The sequence below is a fragment of the Polyangium mundeleinium genome (assembly GCF_028369105.1).
Classification (GTDB): domain Bacteria; phylum Myxococcota_A; class Polyangia; order Polyangiales; family Polyangiaceae; genus Polyangium; species Polyangium mundeleinium.
In genome coordinates, this window is sequence record NZ_JAQNDO010000001.1 from 6,381,442 (window position 1) to 6,406,093 (window position 24,652).

At 68.3% G+C, this 24,652-nt stretch carries 19 protein-coding genes; 11 read left to right on the plus strand and 8 right to left on the minus strand.

Features of this window, described 5'->3' with window-relative positions; translation table 11 throughout:
• The first annotated feature begins 134 nt into the window (after positions 1-134).
• From POL67_RS25400 to POL67_RS25410, 3 genes are all read left to right on the plus strand, one after another.
• Positions 135-1,121, plus strand: coding sequence for a GlxA family transcriptional regulator (locus POL67_RS25400; protein ID WP_271921499.1), 987 nt, complete (start codon positions 135-137; stop codon positions 1,119-1,121).
• 602 nt (positions 1,122-1,723) lie between these two features.
• Positions 1,724-1,993 carry a hypothetical protein gene (locus tag POL67_RS25405; protein ID WP_271921501.1) on the plus strand — a complete coding sequence of 90 codons (270 nt, stop codon included), beginning with the start codon at positions 1,724-1,726 and terminating at the stop codon, positions 1,991-1,993.
• Positions 1,994-2,075: 82 nt separating this feature from the next.
• Entirely contained in the window at positions 2,076-3,194 is a 1,119-nt protein-coding gene (locus tag POL67_RS25410) for an effector-associated domain EAD1-containing protein (RefSeq protein WP_271921503.1), read from the plus strand.
• Positions 3,195-3,299: 105 nt separating this feature from the next.
• Here POL67_RS25410 and POL67_RS25415 read toward each other — a convergent pair whose 3' ends face one another.
• Entirely contained in the window at positions 3,300-4,670 is a 1,371-nt protein-coding gene (locus POL67_RS25415; protein WP_271921505.1) for an effector-associated domain EAD1-containing protein, read from the minus strand.
• Positions 4,671-5,402: 732 nt separating this feature from the next.
• Between POL67_RS25415 and POL67_RS25420 the strand changes: the two genes are divergently transcribed.
• Positions 5,403-6,878: a sensor histidine kinase gene (locus POL67_RS25420; protein WP_271921507.1), complete on the plus strand. Its 1,476-nt coding sequence runs from the start codon at positions 5,403-5,405 to the stop codon at positions 6,876-6,878.
• A 167-nt stretch (positions 6,879-7,045) separates the two neighbouring features.
• Here the strand turns inward: POL67_RS25420 and POL67_RS25425 are convergent, their stop codons facing one another.
• The 3 genes from POL67_RS25425 to POL67_RS25435 form a co-directional block, all read right to left on the minus strand.
• Complete coding sequence (locus POL67_RS25425) at positions 7,046-9,292, minus strand: terpene synthase family protein (protein ID WP_271921509.1); 2,247 nt, start codon at positions 9,290-9,292, stop codon at positions 7,046-7,048.
• Positions 9,293-9,415: 123 nt separating this feature from the next.
• Positions 9,416-10,051 (minus strand): hypothetical protein, encoded by a 636-nt coding sequence (locus POL67_RS25430; protein ID WP_271921511.1) that lies wholly within the window; start codon positions 10,049-10,051, stop codon positions 9,416-9,418.
• 233 nt (positions 10,052-10,284) lie between these two features.
• Positions 10,285-10,833, minus strand: coding sequence for a hypothetical protein (locus tag POL67_RS25435; protein WP_271921513.1), 549 nt, complete (start codon positions 10,831-10,833; stop codon positions 10,285-10,287).
• Positions 10,834-10,949: 116 nt separating this feature from the next.
• On the opposite strand from POL67_RS25435, the gene POL67_RS25440 reads away from it, so the two are divergent.
• Positions 10,950-11,972, plus strand: coding sequence for a hypothetical protein (locus POL67_RS25440; protein WP_271921515.1), 1,023 nt, complete (start codon positions 10,950-10,952; stop codon positions 11,970-11,972).
• Here POL67_RS25440 and POL67_RS25445 read toward each other — a convergent pair.
• Positions 11,969-13,264: a hypothetical protein gene (locus POL67_RS25445; protein ID WP_271921517.1), complete on the minus strand. Its 1,296-nt coding sequence runs from the start codon at positions 13,262-13,264 to the stop codon at positions 11,969-11,971. The two genes, POL67_RS25440 and POL67_RS25445, sit on opposite strands and share 4 nt — an antisense overlap.
• 143 nt (positions 13,265-13,407) lie before the next feature.
• On the opposite strand from POL67_RS25445, the gene POL67_RS25450 reads away from it, so the two are divergent.
• Together POL67_RS25450 and POL67_RS25455 are read left to right on the plus strand one after the other, a co-directional pair.
• Positions 13,408-14,028: a tyrosine-type recombinase/integrase gene (locus tag POL67_RS25450; RefSeq protein ID WP_271921519.1), complete on the plus strand. Its 621-nt coding sequence runs from the start codon at positions 13,408-13,410 to the stop codon at positions 14,026-14,028.
• A gap of 301 nt (positions 14,029-14,329) precedes the next feature.
• On the plus strand, positions 14,330-15,109 hold the full coding sequence (locus POL67_RS25455; RefSeq protein ID WP_271921521.1) for a hypothetical protein: 780 nt from the start codon (positions 14,330-14,332) through the stop codon (positions 15,107-15,109).
• 89 nt (positions 15,110-15,198) lie between these two features.
• Here the strand turns inward: POL67_RS25455 and POL67_RS25460 are convergent, their stop codons facing one another.
• The gene (locus POL67_RS25460; RefSeq protein WP_271921523.1) at positions 15,199-15,618 is read right to left on the minus strand and encodes a GNAT family protein; all 420 of its coding nucleotides are present in this window, start codon (positions 15,616-15,618) and stop codon (positions 15,199-15,201) included.
• Positions 15,619-16,421: 803 nt separating this feature from the next.
• Between POL67_RS25460 and POL67_RS25465 the strand changes: the two genes are divergently transcribed.
• Together POL67_RS25465 and POL67_RS25470 are read left to right on the plus strand one after the other, a co-directional pair.
• On the plus strand, positions 16,422-16,760 hold the full coding sequence (locus POL67_RS25465; protein ID WP_271921525.1) for a dihydrofolate reductase family protein: 339 nt from the start codon (positions 16,422-16,424) through the stop codon (positions 16,758-16,760).
• 2 nt (positions 16,761-16,762) lie between these two features.
• A complete protein-coding gene (locus tag POL67_RS25470) occupies positions 16,763-16,909 on the plus strand; it encodes a hypothetical protein (RefSeq protein ID WP_271921527.1) in 147 nt (48 codons plus the stop codon).
• A 23-nt stretch (positions 16,910-16,932) separates the two neighbouring features.
• On the opposite strand, the gene POL67_RS25475 is transcribed toward POL67_RS25470, so the two are convergent.
• A complete protein-coding gene (locus tag POL67_RS25475) occupies positions 16,933-19,779 on the minus strand; it encodes a PQQ-binding-like beta-propeller repeat protein (RefSeq protein ID WP_271921529.1) in 2,847 nt (948 codons plus the stop codon).
• A 5-nt stretch (positions 19,780-19,784) separates the two neighbouring features.
• Positions 19,785-21,101, minus strand: a complete 1,317-nt coding sequence (locus POL67_RS25480; RefSeq protein WP_271921531.1) for a hypothetical protein — start codon at positions 21,099-21,101, stop codon at positions 19,785-19,787.
• Positions 21,102-21,256: 155 nt separating this feature from the next.
• Here POL67_RS25480 and POL67_RS25485 point away from each other — a divergent pair, with 155 nt between their 5' ends.
• Both POL67_RS25485 and POL67_RS25490 read left to right on the plus strand, forming a co-directional pair.
• Positions 21,257-23,515: a glycoside hydrolase family 3 N-terminal domain-containing protein gene (locus POL67_RS25485; protein ID WP_271921533.1), complete on the plus strand. Its 2,259-nt coding sequence runs from the start codon at positions 21,257-21,259 to the stop codon at positions 23,513-23,515.
• Positions 23,516-23,561: 46 nt separating this feature from the next.
• Positions 23,562-24,647: a hypothetical protein gene (locus POL67_RS25490; RefSeq protein ID WP_271921535.1), complete on the plus strand. Its 1,086-nt coding sequence runs from the start codon at positions 23,562-23,564 to the stop codon at positions 24,645-24,647.
• Positions 24,648-24,652 lie beyond the last annotated feature (5 nt).

Below are 24,652 nucleotides of genomic sequence, written 5' to 3' on the forward strand. Positions count from 1 at the left end.
CTCACTGCTTAATTTCCGATCCGGTCCAACGGAGGGTGCGCGCTCAGCGGTCCGCGCGGCGCAGCACCACCATCGCAATCGCGGGCGCTCTGCGCCAGTGGCGCGATTGACAACGTTCGGTCCAGAATAGCCACATGTTCGTCCACCTCCTCCTCGACGGCTTCTCCGATGGATCGCTCGGCGTCGCGCTCGACATCCTCGGTACCGCTGCACATTTCAGTCGGTCAGGTCGTGTGTCGGTGCGGCTCGGCAAGCGGGATCTCGTGCAGCGGGTGGTGTCGATCGACGGCGCGCCGGTTCGTTCTTCGGTGGGGCGCACGGCTCCCGTGGATGGCGCCCTCCATCTTCGCGCGCTACGCCCGCAGGACGTGGTCCTGGTCCCGGGCATGTTCTCGGCGAGCGGACGTACCCTGGACGATCTGCTCGGTCGCGAGGAGCTCCGGCGCGCCGCCGTGCTGCTGGCAAAGGCCAGCGCAAAGGGGGTGGTGGTGGCAGCTTCGTGCTCGGCCGTGTTCGTGCTTGCGGCGTCGGGACTGCTCGACGGGAGGTCCGCGACCACGTCATGGTGGCTCGCCTCCGAGCTCGCGCGGCGCTTCCCCGAGGTCTCGGTTTCGGCCGACCGCATGGTGGTCGACGAAGGGGATGTGATCACGGCCGGCGCCGCGCTCGCGCACGCCGATCTCACCCTCGCGATCGTCGCGCGGACGGTCGGGCCGTCGTTGCCGCATCTGGTCAGCCGCTACCTGGTCCTGGACGAGCGGCCCACCCAAGCTCGCTACATGCTCCTCGACCATCTGCGCGCGAACGATCCTGCGGTTCTTGCGCTCGAGGCGTTCGTCGTGCGGAACCTGAGTCGTCAGATCTCGCTCGAGGAGCTGGCCAGGGCGGCGGGCGTCTCCTCGCGGACGCTCGCGCGGCGCGTCCGGGCGAGTGTGGGCTCGAGCCCGCAGGCCTTCGTGCAGCGGGTGCGCATACGCAGCGCGGTGCACCTCTTGGAGACGACCCGCGACTCGGTCGACGACATCGCGGAGCGTGTGGGGTACGCCGACGCGGCGGCGTTTCGCCGCGTATTCCGTCGCTACGCAGGCGAGTCGCCTCGACAGCTCCGCGAGCGAGCGTGAGAGCGGACGGGTTCCGTGTTCGACTCCATCCTGACGTTGGCTCCTCGCGAACACCGTCGGCCTCGTGGCCTTCGTTGCCCGCGGGGTGGGGAGGCAAGGAGGAGCGCTGCGACGATGCCAAGGAATCCCAGGAGCGTGACCTCAGGACGGAGGTCAAGGATCTCGGCGACCACTCGGGCGGGCAGTCCGTCGGCTTCGAAGATCTTCCCATGACCAGAACAAGGCCGGATGCGCGGGAGGGGAACAGAAGATCGTCTCCGCATCCGAGGGGCTCCTGGTAAACTGCGATCTAAAAGCACATTCAAAGCGGTTCGCGCATCCTGCCTTGGTTCGCGCCGGACAATGGCCGCGCCAATACCGATGCCGCGGCTGCCGCGCCATCATCACGGTCGTACCTCTTGGCTGCGCATCTTGGCGTAGCGAGGCGGCGGCGCTCACGTCAGATTTCGATCTTGAGCGGGGGGTCGTGGTGCTCGACGAGAACAAGACGGACGAGCCGCGGGCATGGGGCGCTGTCGCCCGGGGTGGCGGAAGCGCTGCGGGCGGGGCGGGAGCTGCGGGCGCGAGAGGGGGCGGACGTCGGGGAGGATGCGCGGGTGTTCGTGGCCGGGAAGGCGATCGGGGGGCGGGTAGCAGAGCGGTATCGGGAGCACCTGCGGGCGGCAGGGATCACGCGGGCGGTGCTGTTCGAGAGGCGCAAGGAGAGGCAGCAGATCAGGTTGCACGATACGAGGGCGGCGTTCGTGACGGTGGCGCTGGCGACGGGGAAGAGCCAGGGCGTGGGTGCAGGATCGGACGGGGCACAAGTCGAGTGTGATGATCGCGAGGTACAAGCGGGCGGCGAGGATGGCGCGGGAGGTGGGGATCGGTGAGTTCGTGGAGGATGGAGTGCGGGGTGAGGGCTCTTGACAGACATCCGCCCGCCCCGCAGCATGGCCTAGCGCGGCGGCAAAGATGGTGGAGAGCGGCGCGAACTGCACGTTCGAGGGGGAGGTGGGGAAGATCCACGTCTTCGGCGTGGGACGCGCGGTGGTTCTCGATCCGGCGGTCTTTCGGGATGGGCACACGGACAGGGTCAATCTCACCGGCGCGCTGGACGATGCCTGGATCGGGGACTCTCGTTCCATCGCGGGGTTGGACCCGATCCAGCCCAACCCAAAGTGCAAGCAGTTCGATGTCACGTACAAAGCTACGGCAGGTGCGGGCGCGATCGTAACCGTTGCACAGGGGGGGGAGCCGGGCTGGTTTATAGGGAAAACCTTATACTTCCGTGCGCGTGATTGCAGCGCCCGGTGCCGCGTCGAGCGGAAGGGTGAGATGTCGCTCGAGATCAGTCGACGAAGCAATCAGGCTGTGCAGCTTGCGGGGCCGATTCCGATCGGCCGCGAGGCAGAACCATGCACGGCGCAGGCCGGAGAAGCGCCTTTGCAGGTGGGGGTCGAGCGGCTCGTGCTCTCCACGGTGAGCGGGTCGCTGCGCTGTGGAGATGAGGAAATCCCGCTGGAGGGCGACTGGGTGTTTTCCTCGGGGCCTGCGCGGAGCCTGCTGCTTGAATGGGTAAAGGTCCGCGGGCCGTGGCTCGTCGCGCGGGTGACGAATGAGGTGGCGCCTTCGCCTGTCTTGCAGGTGCGTTTTCCCACGCGCAAGCTATCCTTCCTTTCTCTGCCTCGCGCGGAGCCTGTGCCGTGGACGCATGTCTCCGCGATCGGCGGGGCTGTACTCTTGCTCGTAGTGCTCGCGGCACTCGCACGGCGGAAAAGGTCTGTGAACAAGGGAAAACCGATCGAGCTGCGCCATCTTCGACTGTCGGGGAGCCGGCGCAAGGAGTTGCATGCGGCGCTGCTCGATGCTTTTCGTGGGTATGATCAGCTAGCGATTATGGTCCGGCATGAGCTTGACAAGAACCTCGAGGAGGTAGCAAGCAGCGAAAAGGCGCTTGACGTCGTTGTTCACAAGTTGCTTGACTACGCGGAAGCACAGGGCCGCATGGGAGAACTCATACACGCTGCCCGAGCAGAGAAACCGGGTAACGAGCGCCTCGCCGAGGTTGCGAAAAAGCTCGGCGTAAAGTAACTCTGGCGCAGATACTTAACTCGAATTTGTGGCTCGACGCCTAGCTCCAATGCGACGGGGGAGGCTGGAGCAGGGGCGGGGCCGCTACACGGTCACGCGCCGATACTAACATAAGATGCGCGTTGCCACCGCCCCAAGCTCTTCATTATCCTGGTTCGCCTCCCATGCAGCTTGCACTAACTCTCGCGTGAACCCTCCCGCCTCCGCCGCCTCCACCAGATCGAACACGATCAAACGCAGCGGTCGCCCCATCCCTACCATCTCCGCTAGGTTCTTGCCGAGCCCGTGCCGTACCATCATCGCAAGTTCGTCCTCGCGCCGGAATCCACTCAACAACGCCTCCTCCAGCGCCCGCCGCAACGGCATCGTGAGCCCTGGGCGGAGCCGCGGCGCCCTCGGCAAACCCATTTGCGGCGTCTCTCCTACCCTCGCTGCCTTCGCGCCAGAGATGCCCACCGCGATCCCGTGCTCCGCATACCCCCGCGCCTCGTCCACGTGGTCCACGTGCATCCGGAAATCCTTGTTCGCGTCCGACCACCGCCTCGGCCAAATTCGAAGCCGCGTCGCTCCATCCGCGCCCACCACCACGGACGCCACATTGTACCCGTGCCCCGCGGGCACTCCCTGGGGCATTCGCTCCCCGTGCGCGGGCCCCGCCACCACGTGCAGCAATCCCACCCCCGAGCCCGCCCAGACCGCTCTCGACTCCGCCTCATGGACATGCCCGCAGAGATGTACGTGCGCCCTCCGCCGCACCCAGCCCAGTACCTCCGCTTCGTCCTTCAACCAGCCCTGATCCAACGGGTGATGCGTCAAGACGAGGACCAGCTCGCCCGCCTCCGGCGCGCGCGGCAGAGCCCCGACGATAGCTCCTTGACCCAGCCGCAGATTCCCTTGGTCGCGGTCGTCCGCCGAGAGCAGCGCGGTGTGGAAACCCACCAATCGAACTCGGAGCCCCTCGCGCCCTTCGAGCCGCGCTGTCCAGAAAGACGCGGAAGGCCCGACCTCCACCTTCCCGAGCCCCGACGCGAAGTCGAGGTACGCTCGCGTCCGCCATTCGAGCCGCGCTTGAGCCTCCGGAGTCGCCAGCGCAGTGTCTAGCTCCTTGGTGCCATCTCGCAAGGCCTCCACGAGCTGCCCGGTGGCGCTGTCCTTGTCCGCCGCACGATCAACGTCGTGATTGCCCGGCACCGCGAACACCCGATCCAGCCCGAGCCCCACAGCGGCCGCGACTTCCTGAAGCCATGCTCGCGCGTCTGCGTACTGCGTGGCGGCACCTGAGAAGGCCACGTCGCCTGTCAAGAGGATCGCATCCGGCCGCGGTACACTGAGGTCGCCGAGCTTCGAGGCATCCGCGCGAAGCTCCTCGAGCACAAGCCGCTGGTTCGAGCGGTGCGTCGGCCCCCCGTGACCGATGTGCAGATCCGAGAGGTGTAGCCAGGTGAAAAGCGGCCGAGAGGAAGCCTTGATGGGCATGCTCCCAGGATACCTTCCCCGGGCTCCGGTCGCGCAGAGTTCCTCACCGTGTGCCTTGCCCGCCCCCAAATCCTCCTTGACCCCCTCGCCATCCCCCACGCCTCCCTCAGCCTCAGCCCCCCGCTCGTCCGCGCCTCGCCGACCCACAGCTCGGGCGTGAGGGGGAGAATGCCTACACACGTTTCGTTGTGCATTTGGCTCTCTCTCGCCTGCGTCCTGACAGGGACGGTCGAATCGCAACGGCCCGGCTACGCGAGAAGCTGCCCCATCTTCCCTATGAGGGCACCATTCGCCCGGCGCTGGTTCGCCCGCGGCATCGCCTCCGGGCTTGAGGTGCGAGGGCGCGCGATCGGGGGGGACCAACCGGGCCGAATGCTACTCAAGCCCCATGTTTCTCAAGTGCTTGCTTTAGCTGTGTGTTGTATTTCTGCCCGAGCCTCGGGCTTGAGGAGTGCCGTCCGCTCCATGAGATGATCCCCGAGCTGGCCCCCCGGATGAGCCCACGTCCGATCGACGTGACGAGCACCGAGCGGGCCCCCCACAAGGAAAGGGCAGCGGAAAGGGCACCACGCTCGCGGCGCGGGACCCCTCTGCCTATAGAATTCAGCCAAGATCCACGGGGTTGGCGATCCCGGGTCAGGAGATCCGAACTGTCCCCGAGGCAATCTCGCTTCGCGATCTCAGAGCGCCGATCCGGTTCGGCGCTCGAGGCGTGCCATAACGAACTCTGCCATGAACCTCGCGCGCAAGCGGCTCACCCGCAAGCTCCTCGCCGTCTTCGCCACGCCCGTCATCCTCGGGTTCGTGGTGACGGGGGTCGTGTCCATCCGGACGACCCGCGCCTCGCTCGTCGAGAGCAGCGAGCGTGCGCTCGCGGACAACATCGCGACGCTGCGAACGGCCTCGCTGCCCATCGCAGCGACGGGGCGAACGGAGGAGGCCGTGGCGCTCGTCGAGCGCGTCGCCGCCGAGGAGACCGTGCACGGCGTCGCCTTCTACGACGAACGGGGCGCGCCCTTCGTGCGCTCGTCCGCGCTCCAAAGCGCGCCCTTTGCCCTCGACGTCATGGCGGCGCGCGCCGTTGCGACCGGCGACGCGAGCCAGGGAACGTTGCAGATCGGCGACGAGGAGGTGCTCGTCCGGGTCGAGCCCGTGCGCGACTCGCCCGGCCTGGGCGCGGTCGTCATGACCCGCGAACTCGGGCCGATCGATCGCATGATCGACCTGACCCTGGTCCGGCTCGCGCTCACGGGCGGCGCGGCGGCGCTCTGCGTTTCGCTCGTCGCGATCTGGATCTCGCGTGTGCTCGGGCGCGCGTGGGGCAACCTCGTGCACGCCGTCGATCGCGTGGCCGCGGGGGACCTCGACGTGCGCGTCGAGGCCTCCCCGCATCTCGAGCTCGATCGTGTCGCGCGCGCCGTGAACGACATGACCCGCTCGCTCGCCGAGGCGCGCGAAAAACTGCTCGCGGCCGAGGCGGAGCGGACCGAGCTCGCGACGCGCATGCGACACGCGCAGGCCCTCGCGGTCGTGGGGCAGGTGGCCGGCTCGTTCGCGCACGAGATCGGCTCGCCGCTCAACACCATCCTCGGCTGGTCCCGCCTCTCGGCCGCCGACGACGACCTGCCCGAGCCCGTGCGCCGGCAGTCCGAGACCATCGCCGGCCAGTGCGAGCGCATCACGCGGATCGTGCAGCGCATGCTCGATGTGAGCCGTCCCCCCACGGATCACGTCGTCCCCGTGCAGCTCGCCGACGTCGTGCGTGACGTGAGCGCGTTCCTCGCGCCGGACCTGCGCGTGCGTCGTATCGAGCTGCGTCTCCTCGTCGCCGATCGGTTGCCGCCAATCGCCGCCGTGCGCGATCGCCTGCTCCAGGTCGTGATGAACCTCTGCATCAACGCGATTCAGGCGCAGCCGCGCGGTGGGACGCTCCGGATCTCGCTCGCGCTCGAGGACGCGGGGCCCGAGCGCGAGCCGCTCCTCCGGCTCGAGGTCGCCGACGCGGGGCCCGGGATCCCCGAGGAAAAGCGGTCGCAGGTCTTCGAGCTCTTCTACTCGACGAAGGTCGAGAGCGGAGGCACGGGGCTCGGGCTCCCCATCGTGGCCGACGTCGTTCGGGACCTCGGCGGTCGCGTCGAGATTGGCGACGCGCCCGAGGGCGGCGCCCTGTTCCGCGTGCTGCTGCCCGCTGGATCCTCGTCGCGTTAGCCTCTCGCGACACGAGCGCAGCTCGGATCTGCGCGGGGGGCGGCCCGAGTCGGTGGTGACATCGATGAAGGGCCGTCCCTACCGCAACCAGTCAATCCGCTCTCAGGTTTCCTACCCGCGGAGACGACGGTGATCGGCGACGGGCTCGTGGAGGGGAGCTGATGGAATCACCTGGTCCGATCATTCGTAAGCAATGACATAATCCGTGCCGCCGAGGTGCCGAGCCCTCGAGGGCCCGCGAAGTGCACCGGCGGCGAGATCTCCCGGCGCTCGGGCTCCTTGAAGCGACCCGTCTCCCGACACCAGTGAAGGGTGCCGCTCATCATCTTCTGGAGCTGTTCGACGTACCGCTCGAGCCCCTCGCGCGCGTGTACCGAGAGCCCGAGGTCGTCCGAGAGCGCCGGCAACTCGGTGACGACGACGTGCTCGAACTGCTGCGCCCGGGCGGTCATCAGGTCATTCACCACCTGGACGGCCTTGTCCTTCCCACAGTCGAGGAACCGCTCCACGACCAGCACGAAGTTGTGGATCTCGCCCTCGATTTCCATCTCTCTCTGGTAGGAGTAGAGGTCGTTGAGCAGGCCGACGTAATCCGAGTACGCGTTCTCCAGCGAGCGCATCGGTCGGGCGCGGAGGACCTCGGGGGGGATCGCAGCGCCCTGCTGCCCGAGCCGGCAGAAGACCGTCGTGAGCTCGGCGCCGCACGTCCACCTGCGCATCTCGACGTAATCGATCGGATCCGGGATCCGGTGCTGGATCCGGTTCTGGAGCTGCCATAACCAGCTCTCCACGGTGCCCTCGATCACCCTGCGGAGCTTTTGCCGATCGTCCACGGAGAGCGGCGCGGCCGTGCGCTCCCAGAGGTCCGCGAGGCCGAGCTCGAACGACGTGGTCGGGGGTGGGGTGGCGCCGAGCTCGATCGGCATGAACGAAGACAGCCGTTTGACGAACACCTTGGCACCCGCCATGTCGCGGGTGCTTCCGTAGACCACCGGGAAGTAATCGTCGCCGTACGTCCCCCAGGTGATCCAGCCCGCGCTCAGGTCGAGAGCATCGGCCGAGGCGTCCGGGGAGCACCTCGCCGAGAAGGAGGCGATATCGAAGGCCTCGAGCTCACGCTCGGTCCAGCCGCTGTGGCCGACGACGTGGGGCACGGGCCCGGTGAAGCCCATGCGGCGCGCCCATTCCTTGAGGCGCTGCCTGGCACCATCGAGGTGGGGGTTCGTCCCCGTGGAGAAGGGCATGTAGAAATCGGGCAGCGTCGTCGGGCCGACGCGCTGGTAGGGGACGTGGGAGAAATTCTTCCACCTCTTGAGCCCGAAGGCGAAGCGCGCGGCCGAGGTCCCGAGGCCCGTCGGGCCCTTGGGGAGGAGCAAGCTGCTCGAGGAGCCCTTGTTCATGTAGCGGCTGGAGCGCATGTGCCACTCGTGACCGCCGGACTGCCAGTCCTGGAGCCCTCGGATGTAGGTGAGGACGTGGGCGCGCTCGATCGGGTCGAGGGCGTGCTCTTCGAAGAGGGAGGGCAGCTCGGTGCAGGCGGTGTTCTCGAACTGCTGGAGGCGGGAGGTGAGCAGATCGTTGACGAGATCGGCGGCGCGCTGGGTATCGACGTCGAGGAAGCGCTCCATCACGAGGATCGCGTTGGAGAGCTCGCCCTCCTCCTGGATCTCCCGCTGGTAAGAGAAGATGTCATTACGCAGGTGGACGCTGTCGGAGAAGGTGTCCTTGAGCACGCGCATCGGGCGAGAGGCGGCGATGCGGTCAGGGACCTCGACGAAGACGGCGTGCTCGACAAGGTCGGCGGACCAGGGGGCACCGCCGACCTTTCGTCGCATCTCGATGTATTCGATGGGGTTGGCGACGCGCTGCCCGCTGATGTTGGACAGCTCCCACGTGGACTCGTCGAGGAGGTTCTTGGTGCTCTCGAAGAAGCGCCGGCGCCAGGCGACGGATTTGGAAGGGACCGTGCGATACCAGAGGTCGGCGAGGCCACGCTCGACGGGGTTGGTCGGCTCGGGCGGGGTGGTGGCGAGGTCGACCGGCATGAACAAGGGGAGCCGGTCGAGGTATTTCTTGGCGCCCACCTGATCCTGGGGGCGCTTGTAGGTCTCGAGGAAGTGGTCGTCGAAATAGAAGACCCAGACGTACCAGTCGGTGACGAGGTCGAGCTCGGGGCCGGGTGCCTCGGGGTGGGTGTAGGCGCAGAGCAACGCGTAGTCCATCGCGTCGAGCTTCGCCTCGCTCCAGATGTTGGGATCGGCCTCGCCGGGCGGCGGGTCCAAGATCCCCACCTTCCGCGCCCATTCCTTCGAGTGGGCTCGGGCGCCCTCGAGGTTGGGGTTCAAGCGCGCGGGCCAGGGGACGTAGAAATCCGGCAACTCGAAGGGCTGCTGCTCGCCTTCCGCTTCCGCCACGATCACACCTCACGGGCTCCGTAGCAGTTGCCATCACGTCCCGTCAACACCCGCCCCCGCGCCGCCCGTCTTCGGGTGAGCGCCCGTCGGCGGAGAGAGCGCCGAAGCCTCCCGGCGCTCGATTCACGGTTCGTCCCTGTCGGCTCCGCCGCCCTGTTTTGCTTTCCACTCCCTCTCCCTCTTCGACGGCATCCCTTGGGTCATCTCCGCGAGCGCGCGCATGCTCTCTCCGAGGGAGTCCCGGACGGGCAGCTCGACGGCAAAGTCCTCCGCCCCCGCCTCCGCGACGCGCCGCCACTTCTCGTCGACCGGCTGTCCTACGTTGTCCGAAAGCTCGACCAGCGTGGGCAAGTAATACGGAATGGCCGATGCGTATCTCGGATCCTGATGGCTGAACGCCTCCTCGTACACCGCCAGGGCTTCCCGGTGCCTTCCGAGCGCTTGCAAGTTGAGCGCCTTTGAGCTGCCGTTGGACCATCGATCCGTGACGTTCTCGAAGCCGAGTTGCGCCACGGCTTCGCAGGCTTGCAGCGCTTCCTCGTACCTGCCCGCTTCGTAGAGGATGAACTCGCGCTGACGGGCGACGCTTCGAGCCAGCCATCCATCATGATCGCGATGGCGATTGGCGTCTTCGAACGCATCCCAGCGCGCAAGCGCTTCGTCGTATTGGTCGCGACTCACCAGCTTGTCGATGGCGAGGCCCTTGTATTCGAATGCCTCTTGTACCTCCAGCCGGTCGAGGCAGGTCGCGCACACCATGACGGTGCGTCCCGCATGTGTGTACGTACCCGTCGCCTCCCGCTTCCGGCAGGACCAGCAAGGTTGAGGTTTTTCACTGGGAGCCTGCATGGCGATTCACTCCTGAATGGGGCTCAGTTCGGGCGGGGACACCTCTCCTCGGGCCAAGCTGCACCGCGCGCCGCCGACCGGCCGCCTCGACCGCCTCGACCACCTCCTCCGCGACATGCGCCGTGACGGCCACGAGATGACCCTCAGACCGATACGCGCCTTCCTCGCCCACGGGCTCCAGCAACAATGGGAGCCTTCTGCCCGTGATCGCCAAGGCTTCCGATGAAACGAGCAGGGGTGCGGTGGAGAGACACGACCAACCGTGTCCAGAACGAGCCCACCTGCGCGCGCGCCTCGCGGGCGACCAGGCCAAACAGGGCCAGCGGAATGGCACCGATCCGGCGCCGACGGCGACGTTTCGCCCGCGCCGCAGGCTCGTTCACCACAATGCGCGCCCGATGGGTGACGTTATCCATTCGCTCCCGCATCGTCGCCCACGCGCGGTTCGTCAGGGCCGCGTATTTCGCGACCGCGTTCAGCCATGCGCCGAACGCTTCTTCGTCGTATGGATCGGGTCGCTCTGCTTTGGGCTTGCGACAGGCGAGCAGGAATGCATGATGGTCGATATCCATCCCATGCGCCGAATCGACTCCGACCGAACGAACCACCGCGGCCATAACATCCAGATACCGGAGCGTGGCCTCTCTGGAGATACCGAGTTCGTTCGAGCAGTCGTCGAGGACGCGTGTCATGCCCCAGACCCTCTGCTCGCGTTCACGAGTCCCATGGATACAAAGGGCAGAGGTCGCCCTCCATCACGGGAAAAATCGACCGACCCCTCCACATTTTTCGTCGAGGGGGCCACGGAGTGAGGTCGCGCGCAGATTTCTGGCGCTTCTGGAGTGCGGTTGGCGCGGCGGCCTTGGGCGTGGCCTGGTCGTCGTCGGCCCTCGCGGCGGACGAGCTGCCGCACCATCGCGTCGAGCTCACGACAGATCGGACGCTCCCCGGTTGCTCGGATGCGTTCGAGTTCACGGCGATCCTGACGAACTGGGTGCCCGTGAGCACGATCGATCCGACGGGGGCGCGCGCGCTTATCGTGCGGATCCGGCGACTCCCCGATGGAGGCAAGTCGGTCGATACGACGATCACGGACGAGAACGGCGTCGCCGTATCCACCGATCACCGCGACTACTCACCCCGGACCGACTGTTTCAAGGTGCTTTATTGGACGGCATTTGATGCGGCGACGCGGATCCGCGCTGCGGCGCCGAAGAAGGAGGAGCAGGCTCCAACGCCTCCGGTGGAGCCTCCGCCATCTCCCAAGGCGGCCCCGTGCCCGAGCCCGAAGTGCCCGGCGTGTCCACCGTCCTCGAAGCCGCCCACGGCAGCCCCGGCTCCGAAGAAGCGAGGTTTCGTGGCGGTCGGAGGGGTCGTGTCTTCTGGTCTCATGCCGGATTGGGCACCCGGGCTCCGGGTTGCAGGGGGCGTGCAGCTCCCGCAGCTCTCGCTCGAGCTCGACGCGCGGTGGATGCCGCTCTGGAATACGCGTCCTGCGAGCTCAACCAAGGTCGAGGCGCACACGTTCACAATGACGGGTGCGGGATGCCTGAAGCGCGCGCCGTTCGTCGGTTGCTTGTTCGTCATGGGCGGGACCGTTGGGGCCACGGCCTTGAACAGGAGGTATGTCGGTCACGGCGTGCGAGGCATGTTCGGCATCGGGGCGCGCAGCGGGGTCGAGCTCCCGTTCACGCAACGGTTCGCGGTGCGCCTGGACGTCGAGGTCGCGATCCCGCTGTTCGCTACGGGTCTCGACACGATCGCTCCTTCCCTATGGGAGACGCTGCGCTCCTTCACGACTGGCGGTGGATCGCTCGTGTACGCGTTCTAAGTCACGGGAGCGGAGCAGCAAACCGTGACGGGCTCGAGCAGCACGAGCTCTCCTTCCGCGTTTCCGCCGCTCGGCGTGCACGTGCCCTTCGTGTACTCCAGGATTGCGGCCGATTTGCTGGAGAGCTGCGTGCCCGGCATGAGGTCCTTGCAGGGAGCGGTCATGCCGGTGGAGATGTTGGAGTCCTCCTCGACGACCGTGCACGCGGCGTCGCTGAACAGACGAAATTTCACGCTGCAAGTGCCGCCGCCCGGCTCGCCGCACTCGCATTCGGCGCAGGTACGTTTGTCATCCACGTACCCGTAGAGGAGCGTCTTCTCGCCCCAACCCTCCGGACACGCGTGGTCCCCCTCGCGGTACAAACAAGCGGAGAAGCTGGGTGGCTTCGGGACACAGACCTTCCCCTCGGCCTCGATGCAGTTTGGCAGGGCGCTTTCGCTCGTGCAGACTCGTCCGAGCGTGATCTCCGGTCCGCCATTCCGGGCCTTTGGAACCTTGGGCTCCGGATCTCCGATGTGGTGCGCTTGGCACGGCAGTTCCTCGATCACCGGGGGCGAGATCGTGATCGAGCGGACGCACGGAACACCGCCGCAGAGTTTGTCACCGAGGATCGACTTGTCGCCGTTGCAGGTCCCATCCCAGTTTGTCGGCGGGTCGAAGTTTGTCTTGACACCACCACCCGGGCATGCTTGCGAGTCCACGGTCCACGTCTCTGGGAGCTTGCACGTCCCCTCGGGCGCATCGCACTTGCACGTGCCACACGAGGGCGGTGGCGGTGCGGTCCACCCCTCGAACGCGAGGATCGGCGTGTCCTCCGGGCACGAGGGGGCCTCGATGTCCCATCCCTGCCAGAAGCTCATCGGCCCTTTCCAGCTCGCGGGTCCCGGGGTCACGCACGTTCCGCCCGTGCAGAGGGAGGACATCGAGCCGTCGCTGCCCGCGTCCGTTCCGCCATCGAACTGGTCGCAGTAGTCCGGGAAGTCCCACTGATCCGGGGGCACGCCGCGGGAACACCATACGGGGCTCGGGCACGGGCAGCACTCATAGGGGATGCCTTCGGGACAATCAGGTCGGCAGTAGTCGGGGACGGTCACATCCTTCGGAAACCCGGCCGGGCACGCTTCGGGGGACGGGCAAATGCAACACTCCCGCGGGATGAGGAGGTTTCCGTCGTCGTCGATGGGGCAGTCGGCACCGACCGTTATACTGGAGACGACGCAGGCCGGGACGGCGAGCGCGGCAAGGCCAGCGCTGACTGCGAGCACGAACGCTGCACGTGCGAGACGAACCATGGCGCAAGGGTACGCCATCCGAGCGTGGCGCGGCAAGGTCTACGGCGCGGATTCCGTGTCGTTGACGATGCGCGGGCAAACCCCGCGGGGGAAGGGACAAACCTTCAGGGCTACGGCAAGGGCAGCGCGGGTACATCGCGCGGGTGCCGGAGGGGTTGCCGCGGCTCAAGCCGATCGGGCAGTGCATTCTGGAGATTCCGACCGACGAGGAGGTCGACCGGATCCTCGCGGCGGCGAGCGCGTCGCAGGGGTTGGCGTTCGGGTTGATGGCGTATGCCGGGCTGCGGCCGAATGAGGTGCGGGGGCTACGGCGGCGGGATGTGCGGCTCCGGTGGGAGGGAGGGGCGGTCGGCGGCGGGTTCGTGAGCGTGCGGGAGGGGCGGTCGTTCGGGGAGACGCATACGCCAAAGACGGGGCAGCGGGAGGTGCCGGTGACGCCGGAGCTCGGGAGGTTGCTCGCGCCGGTGGAGGCGGGGGCGCGGGAGGAGCTCGTGGCGATGACGGCGCGTGGGAAGCCGTGGGGGCAGTCGGGGCTGGTGCAGGCGTTCGAGAGGGTGAGGGGCCGGGTGGGGCTGGAGGGGTGGTCGGTGTATTGCCTCCGGCATTATGCGATTACGTCGTGGCTGAGGGCTGGGGTGCCGATGCATGTGGTGCAGAGGATGGCGGGGCATAAGAATTTGGCGACGACGCAGCGGTATGTGCATCATCTGAAGGAGGACTTGGAGGAGGCGGGGAGGAGGATGGCGAGGGGAAGGGCCGGCTAGCAGCGCTTCAGCGTTCCCTTGAGAGAAACCTCCTGCGCGGCAGCTCGGGTAGGGTCTACCCTTCTTGTGTGCGTTCCGGTATGGTGGAGCCATGCCGACCCCCCCTCCCGTCGCAGAAAACAGTCCTGCTCCTTTAACCGATTCACCCGTGCCGACCGGTGATGCCAACGGCCAGCGACACGTGGAGGTTACACCGAGTGCACCCACAGTCCCTTCGACTTCTGAAAAGCGCGAAGTCATCCCAGAGGCTCCGTCGCCGGTGCCGCCCTCGGGCCCCAAACAGACATCACACGAGGTCTCGATGGGATCCATAGAAAGTCTGCACCTGACTGCGGTCCTTCGGGATGTCACAAGACGAGTTGCCGCCATTGAAGATGCGCTCACCAAAAAGGTCGCTCCAGACACTAAGTCTGGCGCTTCGCTACTATTGGAATATCTCAAGGTGGTCTTCGGCGGGTGGCCAGCTCTCGGTTTCCTATTTCTTCTGCTGTTTTATACTCCTCTGCAAGCCGCATTGACGTCCATTCCCGAAAAGGTCCGAACCGCCGACGAAATTCATCTTGCTGGCGTCTCGCTGAAGTCTACAATCAAAAGTGTCGCGATAACGCAGGGAGTTGGCCCGCTGGCCGACAAGCTCCCCCAGTTGTCTGGTGATGCAATAGAATTCCTCCTGCGAGCGCCCCGGGCTGAGCGAAGTCTGGTATCATTCACGCTGTCGCCAGACTCATCAAAATGGGCGGAGGTCCACTTCCCATCAGAGCGTTTTCTCAAAGCGCTGGCTCAATTGGAGGCTCTGGGGCTCGTGGAGCTTTTCGGCGGCTTTGGAAAGCGTGAGCGGCTTGATGGCGCGAAGCTGACTCAGCTCTCGGCAGACTTCAAGACCAAGCTGCCCGGTGTCGAGCAGTCAGTGCCAGGAAGCGACACTATCACGTGGAAGCTAGCCATGCCGATTCCGTACGCCGACGAAGCTGTGCCGGGGCTCACTTGGACACTTACCTCGTCCGGTGCGCAGACTGTGGACCTCATACTCAAGGCCGTATCGGCTGAGCTTGCCCGAGAATCGAACGTTGGTAAGAAGTAAGTGACGCGGAAGGCCTCGGCCTGACGGTGGTCGGTTGCGGGAAGGGGCCATCCCAAGGGGGATAGCGACCACTTATCCCTATAAGCCGGCTACGCCCTGCCGCCACCTGTCCCGCGAAGGCCGGCTTCCAGCAAGTTCGGCAGCACCTTGAACACCCCCGGCTGATCCGGATCGTCCACGCGCGCCGTACGGGTCTCCAGCAGGAGATGCAGGTAGCCCTCGGCTCCGCCGGGCGGGCTGACCTCGAACCCGAGCGGCGTCCAGTGGTCGATGTCGCGCTGGGAGGCATACGGGAGGATGGCGACGGTGCAGCCTTGCGCCAGCGTGTCGCAGAGCCGGCCCACGAGGGCGAGGTCGATGTTGCGGCCCTCGTACGCGGGGTCGATGACGAGCTCGCTGATGTAGAGGGCGTCGTTGCCGCCGCCCTCCAGGTATTCGTCCTTGGGCCAGTCGTTCTCGAAGAAGATGTCGTGGAGCGCCTCGAGCTCGCCGCTGTCGGCGTCGAGCACGTCGAGGAGGGGTACGTTGAGGTGGGGCGACGCTGCTGCCGTAAACCGTCCCCGAGGTTCGCAGCGGCGTGACGACCCCAGGCAACGACATGCCGCGGAGCGCATCCTCCATGCACGAAACGATCTCCCGCTCGCCGATCATCGACTCCCGGACCCTGGCCTTGTCGACCCGACCATCCGCCCTCAGGTCGACGTCGAACATGATGGCGTAGTGCGTGTCCGTCCGCCCTCGAACCGCGCCGCCTCCCTTCGGAAGCGACGGGCTCGGGGCCTTGACCACCTCGGGCGCGGTCGTCTTGGGCTTGGGTGCAAAGCTTTCTGCTCCATGGCGTGCCCTCACTTGTCGCCGTTCCTCTGGACTCCGATCACGGGCTCGCCGACCCCGATGTCGAAGAGGGGGGACTCCGATCACAGACTCGCCGACCCCGATGTCGAAGAGGGGGGACTCCGATCACAGACTCGCCGACCCCGATGTCGAAGAGGGAGCACTCCGATCACAGACTCGCCGACCCCGATGTCGAAGAGGGGGGACTCCGATCACAGACTCGCCGACCCCGATATCAAAGAGGGGGGACTCCGATCACAGACTCGCCGACCCCGATGTCAAAGAGGGGGGACTCCGATCACGGACTCGCCGACCCCGATGTCAAAGAGGGGGGACTCCGATCACGGACTCGCCGACCCCGATGTCAAAGAGGGGGGATTCCGATCACGGACTCGCCGGTGCCGCCGGTGTCGTGACGCGACCGGTTGTGAGAGGATCGACGCACGATGAGCCGAATCTGTACGGAGGAGAACTCCAGATGCGCAGCGTGACCTACTCGATGGCCGTGTCGCTGGACGGCTACGTCGTCGGGCCGGACGGGTCCTTCAACTGGATGGCACCGGACGAGGAGGTCTTTCACCTGGCCACCGACGAGGTACGCAAGGTCGGAGTCCATCTGCTTGGACGACGGCTGTACGAAGCCATGCGGTACTGGGAGACCGTCGACCAGAGCCCGTCGCTCGACGACTCGACGCTCGAATTCGCCACGATCTGGAGGGCGCTCCCGAAGGTCGTGTTCTCCACCACGCGCCTCCTGTCTGGTCACAACAGGCCCACGGCTCGAAGCTCCTGGCCTTCGGCTTGCTGGATGGGCTGATCGTGAGCCTCGCACGCACGGCGCGGGAAGCCGCAGACGTGGCGGCGCGGGAGCTCGGGGAGCCGGCGATTGCGACCGCGTTCGAGCTGTCGGGGCTTTACAAGCGGCGGGCGAAGAAGAAGGTCGAGGCGCCGGCGCAGGACGGCTGAGCGGCGAGGGTAGGGCGGCGCGATTACCGCGCCGCCACGATCCGAAAGATCCCACCGGGACCCACCACCCATCCAGGCTTCGCCCCCGGCGCGATTACCGCCGCGAGCGCCGCCTCTGACCCGACAGCGCCCGTGTCCACGCGGCGCAGCGCCTTGCCGTCCCAGTGCAGGAGCGTCGAGCCGTCGCCCACGATCCAAACGTCGTTCGGCCCGGTCGCCGCCACGCCGCGCAGGAGCACCGGGTGCCGCGCGCCGCCCTCATGCCCGAGGTGGAACGCCTCCACCGTGCTCGCTTTTGCATGCAGCACCGAGCCGCCGAGGCCCACCGCCCACGCCTCGCCAGGCCCGACGGCCGCCACGGAGAGCAGCGCCCCGTCGGGCCCGCGGTGGCGCGTGAAGGCGCGGCCGTCGAACCGGACGAGCGTGCCCTCACCCTCGGGCGACACGCGGCCCGCGACCATGACGGTCGTGAGGCCGCCGGCGAACCATACGTCGTCGGCGGCGCGGGCCGCCACGTCGGCGTAGGCCGCCGGCGGGAGGCCCGTCACGAGGCGGACGCCGCGCGGGCCCCAGGTCATCGCGTGCGGGAGGTCGCCGTCGGCCGCGGAGACGGTCCAGATCGCGCCGGACGGCGCGGCGGCGACGGCGAGCAGGTCCGGCAGGGGCATGGGCTCGGGAGCCGCGCGGCCGCCCTGGAGCCGCAGAAAGCCCTCCGCCGCGAGCGCCGCGCCCTCGCCCGCGGCGACCGGCGCGAGGCAGTGCTGGCAGCCGAACGTCTTCGGCGTGCGCTCGGTGCATTGCGCGCAGAGGTTGCAGTCCGGCTCGGGCGCGTACCAGCAGTAGAAGGGCTCGGGTTTGGGCGCCTGGTAGAGCAGGCGCGCGCGGGCGCCGTCGTATTCGACGATCCGCGCGCCTTCGTGCAGCCAGACGACCCCGCCCGGGCCCTCGACGACGCCGATGGCCGTGCGGAGCGGCCGCTGGCCGTCGAGGTCCAGCACCACGCGCTCCAGGCGGTACGATGGATCGACGCCCGCGACGGGGAGCACGACGCTCGGCGCGGCGGCCGGCGGAGGGGGCGCGGCCGTGCCTTCGAGATCGGCCGCGGCCCCCGGCTCGGGCGTGACGTGCCAGAGGCCGGCCTCGCCGAACACCCACACGTCGCCGCGGCCGCTCCCGGTGACGGTGAGCTTCTCCGTCGGGTCGATCCCGAGGATACGCCACCAGCGCGCGCCGTCGAAGTGCGCGACGCCGCCGAGGAAACCCGTCGTCCAGACGTCGTCGCGGCCGCTGGCCCACGTGGACAAGGCCGGGAGGGGGCTCTCGGGCGGCTCGACGTCGGCGCCTTCACCGTGCGCGAGCGCGGAGGCCTCGAGGAGCGCGTCCTCCGGGACGACCCTGGGCGTGACGCCGCGGCCGAACTCGACGCAGACCTCGGGTTCGCTGGTGCAGAGGACCTCGCGACCGCCCGCGCCGGCCCCATGAAACAACTTCGTCCCGTATTCGATCTCGATCCCCGCGAACGTCGCGCGGAGCTCGCGTCGCTCGCGGTAGCCCGCGCCATCACGCTCGAGCACGCACGGGCGCACCGCGCCGCCCACGCGCACGCCGAGCACGAGCAGCGCGCCCGCCGGGCTGCGCGAGAGGCCGAGGGCGATGAACTTGCTCGGGCGCGCCGGCGCGCCTTCGGCGAAGACTTCCTTGGGGAACGACATCGACGGCACGCCGAGGTCGGACCAGGCCTTGCCGTCATAGTGAAAGAGCCGGCCGTCCTCGCTGGCCGGGCCCTTCTCGGCACGGCCGAGCAGCCATACGTCCCGGGGCCCTCTCACGACGAGGGATTGTACGTGGTGAAAAGGTTCGGTGGCGTCGAGGCCCTCGCGCGCCGCTCGATGGGCCAACGTTGGCTTCCAGGGCAGCGGCGCGCTCGGGTCTGCGTCACCGGCCCCTTTGCCTTTCCGTTTTTCGAGGACCCGCACGCCCGGGGGAGGCTCCGCTTTCACGCCCTCCCGCACGACGCCGCGGTCCACGGCCACGGCCCCTTCGCTCGTGCGCACGAGGAAACCACCGCCCGCTTGCGCGTCGATGCGGTCGACGGCGCCGCGCACGCCGAGCTGGTAGAGGGGTTTGCCCTCGGCGGAGAGCGCGACGAGTGAGCCGTCGGAGGCGCCGGTGAGCACCGTGCCGTCGATCGCGACCGCGACCTTGCGGTACGCGTCCGACGACGGCGAAAGCGAAGGGAAGCGGCGAACGCGCACGCTCCACGCGGGCTCGCCTTCCGCTCCGATCCGGGCCACGTGGTCCTCGCCCACGACAGCCACGACGCCGCCGCGCGCGTCGGCCCCGGAGAGGTCGGGCAGCGGGCGCTCGTTCAGGGGGGTTCCATCGGCCGGATCGAGCTCGCGCAGGCGCTGTTTTCCCTTGGCCTGCGAGAGGTCGAACACGAACAGGCGAGGGGCGCCCTTCCCGGACGCCGTGGGTTTCGTCCCCGCGGGGTCGTGGAGGAAGAGGCGCCAGGTGAAGCTGCTGCTTTCGAGCGGCGTCCTCCAGGCCTCGTGGCCTTGCGCGTCGATGCGGACGGCGACGGCCTTGGCGGAGAAATTCGGCCCGGGCACCCTCACGACGGCGAAGGCACCGCCGTCCGGCGCGCCCAGCACCGCGGTGACCTCGTCGAGCGGCACCTCGTACAGCTTGCCGCCGTCGGGGCCGTACCCGAGGAGCACCGTTTTTCGATCGGTGCCCGTGAGCTCGATCCACGGCAAGCGTGGGGCGGCCACGGGGGCGGCCACGGGCGCGGGCACCGGCGCGGGCGCAGGCGGGGGAGGCGGCGGCGCGGCGCTGCACGCGCTCGCGAGGAGAAGGGGGACGAGCACGCGTCTCACAGGTTTTTCCCTCCCGACACGCGGAACACGGCGCCCGCGTACACGTCCTCTTCGTCGCTGTCCTTGGCTTTTTTCAGCACGACCGATTGGTCGGAGCCCACGGCCCAGAGCTCGCCCGAGGGGCCACGCCACACGTTCTGGATGGCGAGCGGCGGCGCGGCGCGGCGGAGCGCGGCGCCATCCCAGTGGTAGAGCGCCTTCGGGCCCCATAACCAAAAATCGCGTCCGTCGCCCCGCACGGACGTGGCGCCGGGCGTCTCGAAGCGCTGCCCGCCGCCCTTGCCGAGGTCCCAGCGGAGGAGCTCCTCGTGGTTCTCTTCGACCGCGCCGAGGGCCCACACCGCGTCGTTCGGGTCGAGCCAGAGCTCGTTCATGGACGTGAGCCCCGAGGGCCACGGCGCCCAGGCAAGGCCATTGCCCCGCCACACGATGCCGTCGTACGTCCAGAGCCAGAGATCCCCGGGCGAACGCGCCGCGATCTCCGCGCCGGCCGAATACCCTTGGTGCACGTCCTCGGGCAGGGGCAAGCGGCGGCCGTCGACGAGGAGCAGGGTCCCGCCGTACCGATTGACGAGCACGGCGGGGCCTTCGAGGCGAAGCGAGGCGCCGTCGACGGTGAGCTCGCGGGCGCCCGGGCCGTCGCCTCGCCCGGCCGAGCCGGGGTACACGAGGTCCTCGGACCCTTGCTCGCACGACCAGCGCCCGTTCTTGCCGAGCCGCGACTCCACCATGCTCGCGCGCATGCCGCCGGTCTCGATGAGGGCGCGGACGATCACGTCGGCAGGCGTGACCCGGATCGAGGACCACGTGACCGGGAGCGCGCAGCTCGGGCCGAAGGGCTGGCAGCGCTCGACCGCCTGCTTGGTGCACATCGCGGGTTGCTTCGCGCAGTCGACGAGCGTGCCGCAGCAGCTATCGGTGAAACATCGGGGCGCGCCCCGATCGGCGAGGCGCGCGCCGTCCCATCGAAAGACGCGGCCGTCGCCCGCGAGCATCCACACGTCGCGCTCGTCACGCCCGGCCGCGTCGACGATCGTGGGGGTTTTGGGCGGCAGCGCCACGGGCTCGAATCGGCCCGCGAACGCGGAGATCACGCCCGCGGACAGGTCGCGGGGGAGGGCAGGGAGCTCGTCGTCGTCGAGGAGGCTCGCGCCTTTGGGCGCGGCGTTTGGCGCTTCGGCTTTGGGTTCGGGCTTGGGCGCGGCACGCTCCACCGGGGCAGGGAGGGGCGGGCCGCTGCACGCGAAGAGCGAGACCAGGAGGGAAGGGGCGAGGGCGCGCGCCGGGGGCGTCGGACCAAAGGGATTGGCCATGGGCAAAGAAGGAAGGTCGACGATCCACGAAGTTTCGTCAATGCGCTCGTGAGGCCCCTCCGGCGCGAGGCATTTACGTCCGACCGGGCGCGAGCCATGACCATGCGTGGTGGAGTATCGAGGCCCGGCGCCGGAGAACGGGCAAGGGGGGCGACATGCAGCGGCGGAAGTTCGGGGGAATCGGGCTCGTGCTCCTCGCCTCCCTGCTCGGGTGCGGCGACGGCGCGCAGAACGGGGTGTTCCCGTCGGGCTCCGTCGAGGAGCGGAAAACACGCGCGCTGCTCGATCGCATGACGCTCGAAGAAAAGATCGGCCAGATGAACCAGTACATCGCGCCGATCTACGCGCAGAGCCTCGATTCCCCCGATCTCGCCGGAAAGGTCGACACGCTGCTCGCGCAGGGGCTCGTGGGCTCGTTCCTGTTCGTCACGGATGCCGGCGAGGCGAACGCGCTCCAGGAGAAGGCGGCACGCGCGCGGCTCGGGATTCCGCTGATTTTCGGCATCGACGCGGTGCATGGACTTGCCCCCGTGCGCGGCGCGACGATTTTCCCGACGCCGATCGGCATGGCCGCGACGTTCGACGTCGACCTCGTGGAGCGTAGCGGCGAGGTCACGGCGCACGAGATGCGGGTGACGGGCATGCATTGGGCGTTTTCCCCGGTCCTCGACCTGGCGCGGGATCCGCGGTGGGGCCGGACGGCGGAGACGTTCGGCGAGGATCCGTTCGTCGTCGCGTCGCTGGGCAGCGCCCTCGTCCGCGGCTTGCAAGGCCCGGATCAGGCGCATCTCCGGGTCCTCGCTTGCCTCAAGCATTTCCTCGGGCCCGGCTTGCCCCTCGGCGGCCGGAACATGGGGCCCATCGACGTCTCGGAGCGCGCCTTGCGCACGACGTTTCTCCCGCCCTTCCAGGCCGGCGTGGACGCGGGGGCGCTCTCCGTGATGGCCGCGTACAACGACGTCAATGGGGTGCCGAGCCATGTCTCCGAGGAGCTGCTCACGAACGTCCTCCGGCGCGAATGGGGGTTTCGGGGGTTCGTCGTGAGCGACTGGGAGGGCATCGAGATGCTCCACACCACGCACCACGTGGCGGAGTCGCAGAAGGACGCGATCCGGCAGGCGGTGCTCGCAGGCGTGGACATGCACATGCACGGCGAGGGATTTTCGAAGCCGCTCGTCGAGCTCGTGCGCGAGGGCGCGGTCGGCGCCTGGAGGATCGACGAGGCCGCGGGGCGGATTCTGCGCGTCAAGCGCGCGCTCGGCTTGTTCGAGCATCGGTACGTCGACGCGGCGCGCGCCGCCTCCGTCCTCGCGTCGCCGGGGCATCGAAAGGTGGCCCTGGAAGCGGCGCGGAAATCGATCGTGCTCCTGCGGAACGAGCAGGATCTCCTGCCCTTGCGCAAGAACCTGAAGAAGATCCTCGTGACGGGGCCCAATGCCGACAACACGGCCTTGCTCGGCGACTGGACCGCGCCTCAGCCCGCGGAGAACGTGATCACCGTGCTGGAAGGCATTCGCGCGGCGGTCTCCCCGGCGACGGTGGTGCACTTCGTGGATCCGGGCCGGGTGTTCGAGGAGACGAACGAAACGATCCAGCGCACGGCGGAAGAGGCCCGCGACGCCGACGTGGCCATCGTGGTGCTGGGGGAGAACGAGACACGGTACGACGACCGCGGCGCCTTGGATCGGCGGCGGCGCGAGCGCACCGGCGGCGAGGGCGCCGATCGCGCGGATCTCACGCTCGTGGGGCGGCAGATGGATCTCGTCCGCGCGATCGTCGAGACGGGCACGCCGACGGTCGTGGTGCTCGTCAACGGGCGACCCCTGGCGATCCCCTGGATTGCCGCGAACGTCCCCGCCGTGCTCGAAGCCTTCGAGCCGGGCCTCGTCGGAGGCCAGGCCGTCGCGGAGGTGCTCTTCGGCGACGTGAGCCCGAGCGGACGGCTGCCGATCTCGATTCCGCGGAGCGTGGGGCAGCTGCCCGTCCATTACGATCACCCGCGCTCGGCCGAGAGCCCTTACGTGGACGAGAGCTTCGAGCCGCTGTACGGATTCGGCCACGGGCTGAGCTTCACCCGGTTCGTGTATGCGGACCTCCGGGTGCCCGAGCGAACGAGGCGAGGGGAGGACGTCCTGATCTCCGTCGTCGTGCGCAACGCGGGCGCGCGCGCGGCCGACGAGGTGGTGCTGCTGTTCGTGCGCGACGTCGTCGCCAGCGTGACCCGGCCGGTGCGCGCGCTGCGCGGCTTTCAGCGGGTGCACCTCGCCCCGGGGGAGCGCCGGGTCGTGCAGTTTCGGATCCCGTTCGCGTCGCTCGCGGTGCTCGATCGACAGAGAGAGCGGGTCGTGGAGCCGGGCACGTTCGAGGTGTCGATCGGCGGGCTGCGCGGGTCGTGGATCGCCTTGCGAAAGTGACCTCGATCCACGCCCCACGGGCTTGCCGCTCGTGTAGCCTGGCATCGTGGATGGCCTTCTCGCTCTGCCCTTGTCGACGCTCGGCGTCGGGGCGCTCGCGCTCGTGCTTTGCCTCGTGCTCCTCGTCGCATGGATCCTCGCGCGGAGGCCCGTGCGGCGCATCGAGGAGATCCTCGCGGGCCGCGGCCCCCTTCGGCGAGGAGCCGCCAGCATCGGCGGCGAGGTCGAGCTCGCGCCCGACGAGCCGATCCCGCTCGACGTGAAGATCACGCAGACGGGGGCGCCCAAGACGATCTTCTACTCGCCGCGGGAGGACGTGCGGGATGTCCGGCGCGTGCACTACATGAACTGGGAGACGGCGGGCGAGGAGGTCGTGGCGCGTCCCTTTTTCGTGCGGCGTGCCGATGGCGAGCGTGTCCGGGTCGAGCCGCCGCCGGACGTGAAGTTTCGCGGCAAGATGGATGTCTGCGTCGAGCACACCGAGCATCTCTGCACCTTCGAGGCGCGGCTGCGTGCGGGGGACAAGGTGTACATCGAGGGCACTTTGTCGCGGCCCGAGCCGCGGCCCCGACCGCCGGAGCCGGAGCCGGAGCCGGAGCCGGAGCCGGAGAGGCAGCGCGGCGGCGGGTATCGCGCGGCGGCCCCGCGGGAGCGGGAGCGGGAGGAGGAGGTCGCCGTCGAGCCGCCGCCGATGTGGGTCCTCGGTCCGCCAGAAGGAAAACCCATGCTGATTATGCGGCAGCCTTTCCGGCAGCCGATCCCCGGCGCCGCCGAACGACGGCGCCGGCGCGATCTGGGCATCGGATGCTGGGTTGTCGCGGCGCTCGGCGCGCTCACGCAGATCCTGCTGCAACTGCCGCTCGTGGACTGGGCGTACGATGCGATCGCCGTCGCCGCGGGCGTGGTGCTCCTGCTCGCCACGGGGATCTTTCTCGAAAACAACACGCTCCCCGCGCCCGAGGACGGGCTCACGGCGGCGGTCACCCAAAAACGCGCCGTACGCCCGTTCGTCACGCCGTGGTCCTCGTCGAACCTCCCGAGCGCGAGCCCGTTCGGCGGGTCGAGCGACCCGGACGCGGGGCTCGGGACGGGTGTGGACGAGAATGGCGAGCCGTATGGTAGGATTGGATAGGTTCG

Bases quoted from the DNA above. Each gene is read 5' to 3' on its own strand.
- POL67_RS25435 (WP_271921513.1), bottom strand. From the start codon at position 10,833: ATGACACGCGTCCTCGACGACTGCTCGAACGAACTCGGTATCTCCAGA.
- POL67_RS25400 (WP_271921499.1), top strand. From the start codon at position 135: ATGTTCGTCCACCTCCTCCTCGACGGCTTCTCCGATGGATCGCTCGGC.
- POL67_RS25420 (WP_271921507.1), top strand. From the start codon at position 5,403: ATGAACCTCGCGCGCAAGCGGCTCACCCGCAAGCTCCTCGCCGTCTTC.
- POL67_RS25445 (WP_271921517.1), bottom strand. From the start codon at position 13,264: ATGGTTCGTCTCGCACGTGCAGCGTTCGTGCTCGCAGTCAGCGCTGGC.
- POL67_RS25465 (WP_271921525.1), top strand. From the start codon at position 16,422: ATGCGCAGCGTGACCTACTCGATGGCCGTGTCGCTGGACGGCTACGTC.
- POL67_RS25410 (WP_271921503.1), top strand. From the start codon at position 2,076: ATGGTGGAGAGCGGCGCGAACTGCACGTTCGAGGGGGAGGTGGGGAAG.
- POL67_RS25430 (WP_271921511.1), bottom strand. From the start codon at position 10,051: ATGGTGTGCGCGACCTGCCTCGACCGGCTGGAGGTACAAGAGGCATTC.
- POL67_RS25480 (WP_271921531.1), bottom strand. From the start codon at position 21,101: ATGGCCAATCCCTTTGGTCCGACGCCCCCGGCGCGCGCCCTCGCCCCT.
- POL67_RS25455 (WP_271921521.1), top strand. From the start codon at position 14,330: ATGGGATCCATAGAAAGTCTGCACCTGACTGCGGTCCTTCGGGATGTC.
- POL67_RS25415 (WP_271921505.1), bottom strand. From the start codon at position 4,670: ATGCCCATCAAGGCTTCCTCTCGGCCGCTTTTCACCTGGCTACACCTC.
- POL67_RS25485 (WP_271921533.1), top strand. From the start codon at position 21,257: ATGCAGCGGCGGAAGTTCGGGGGAATCGGGCTCGTGCTCCTCGCCTCC.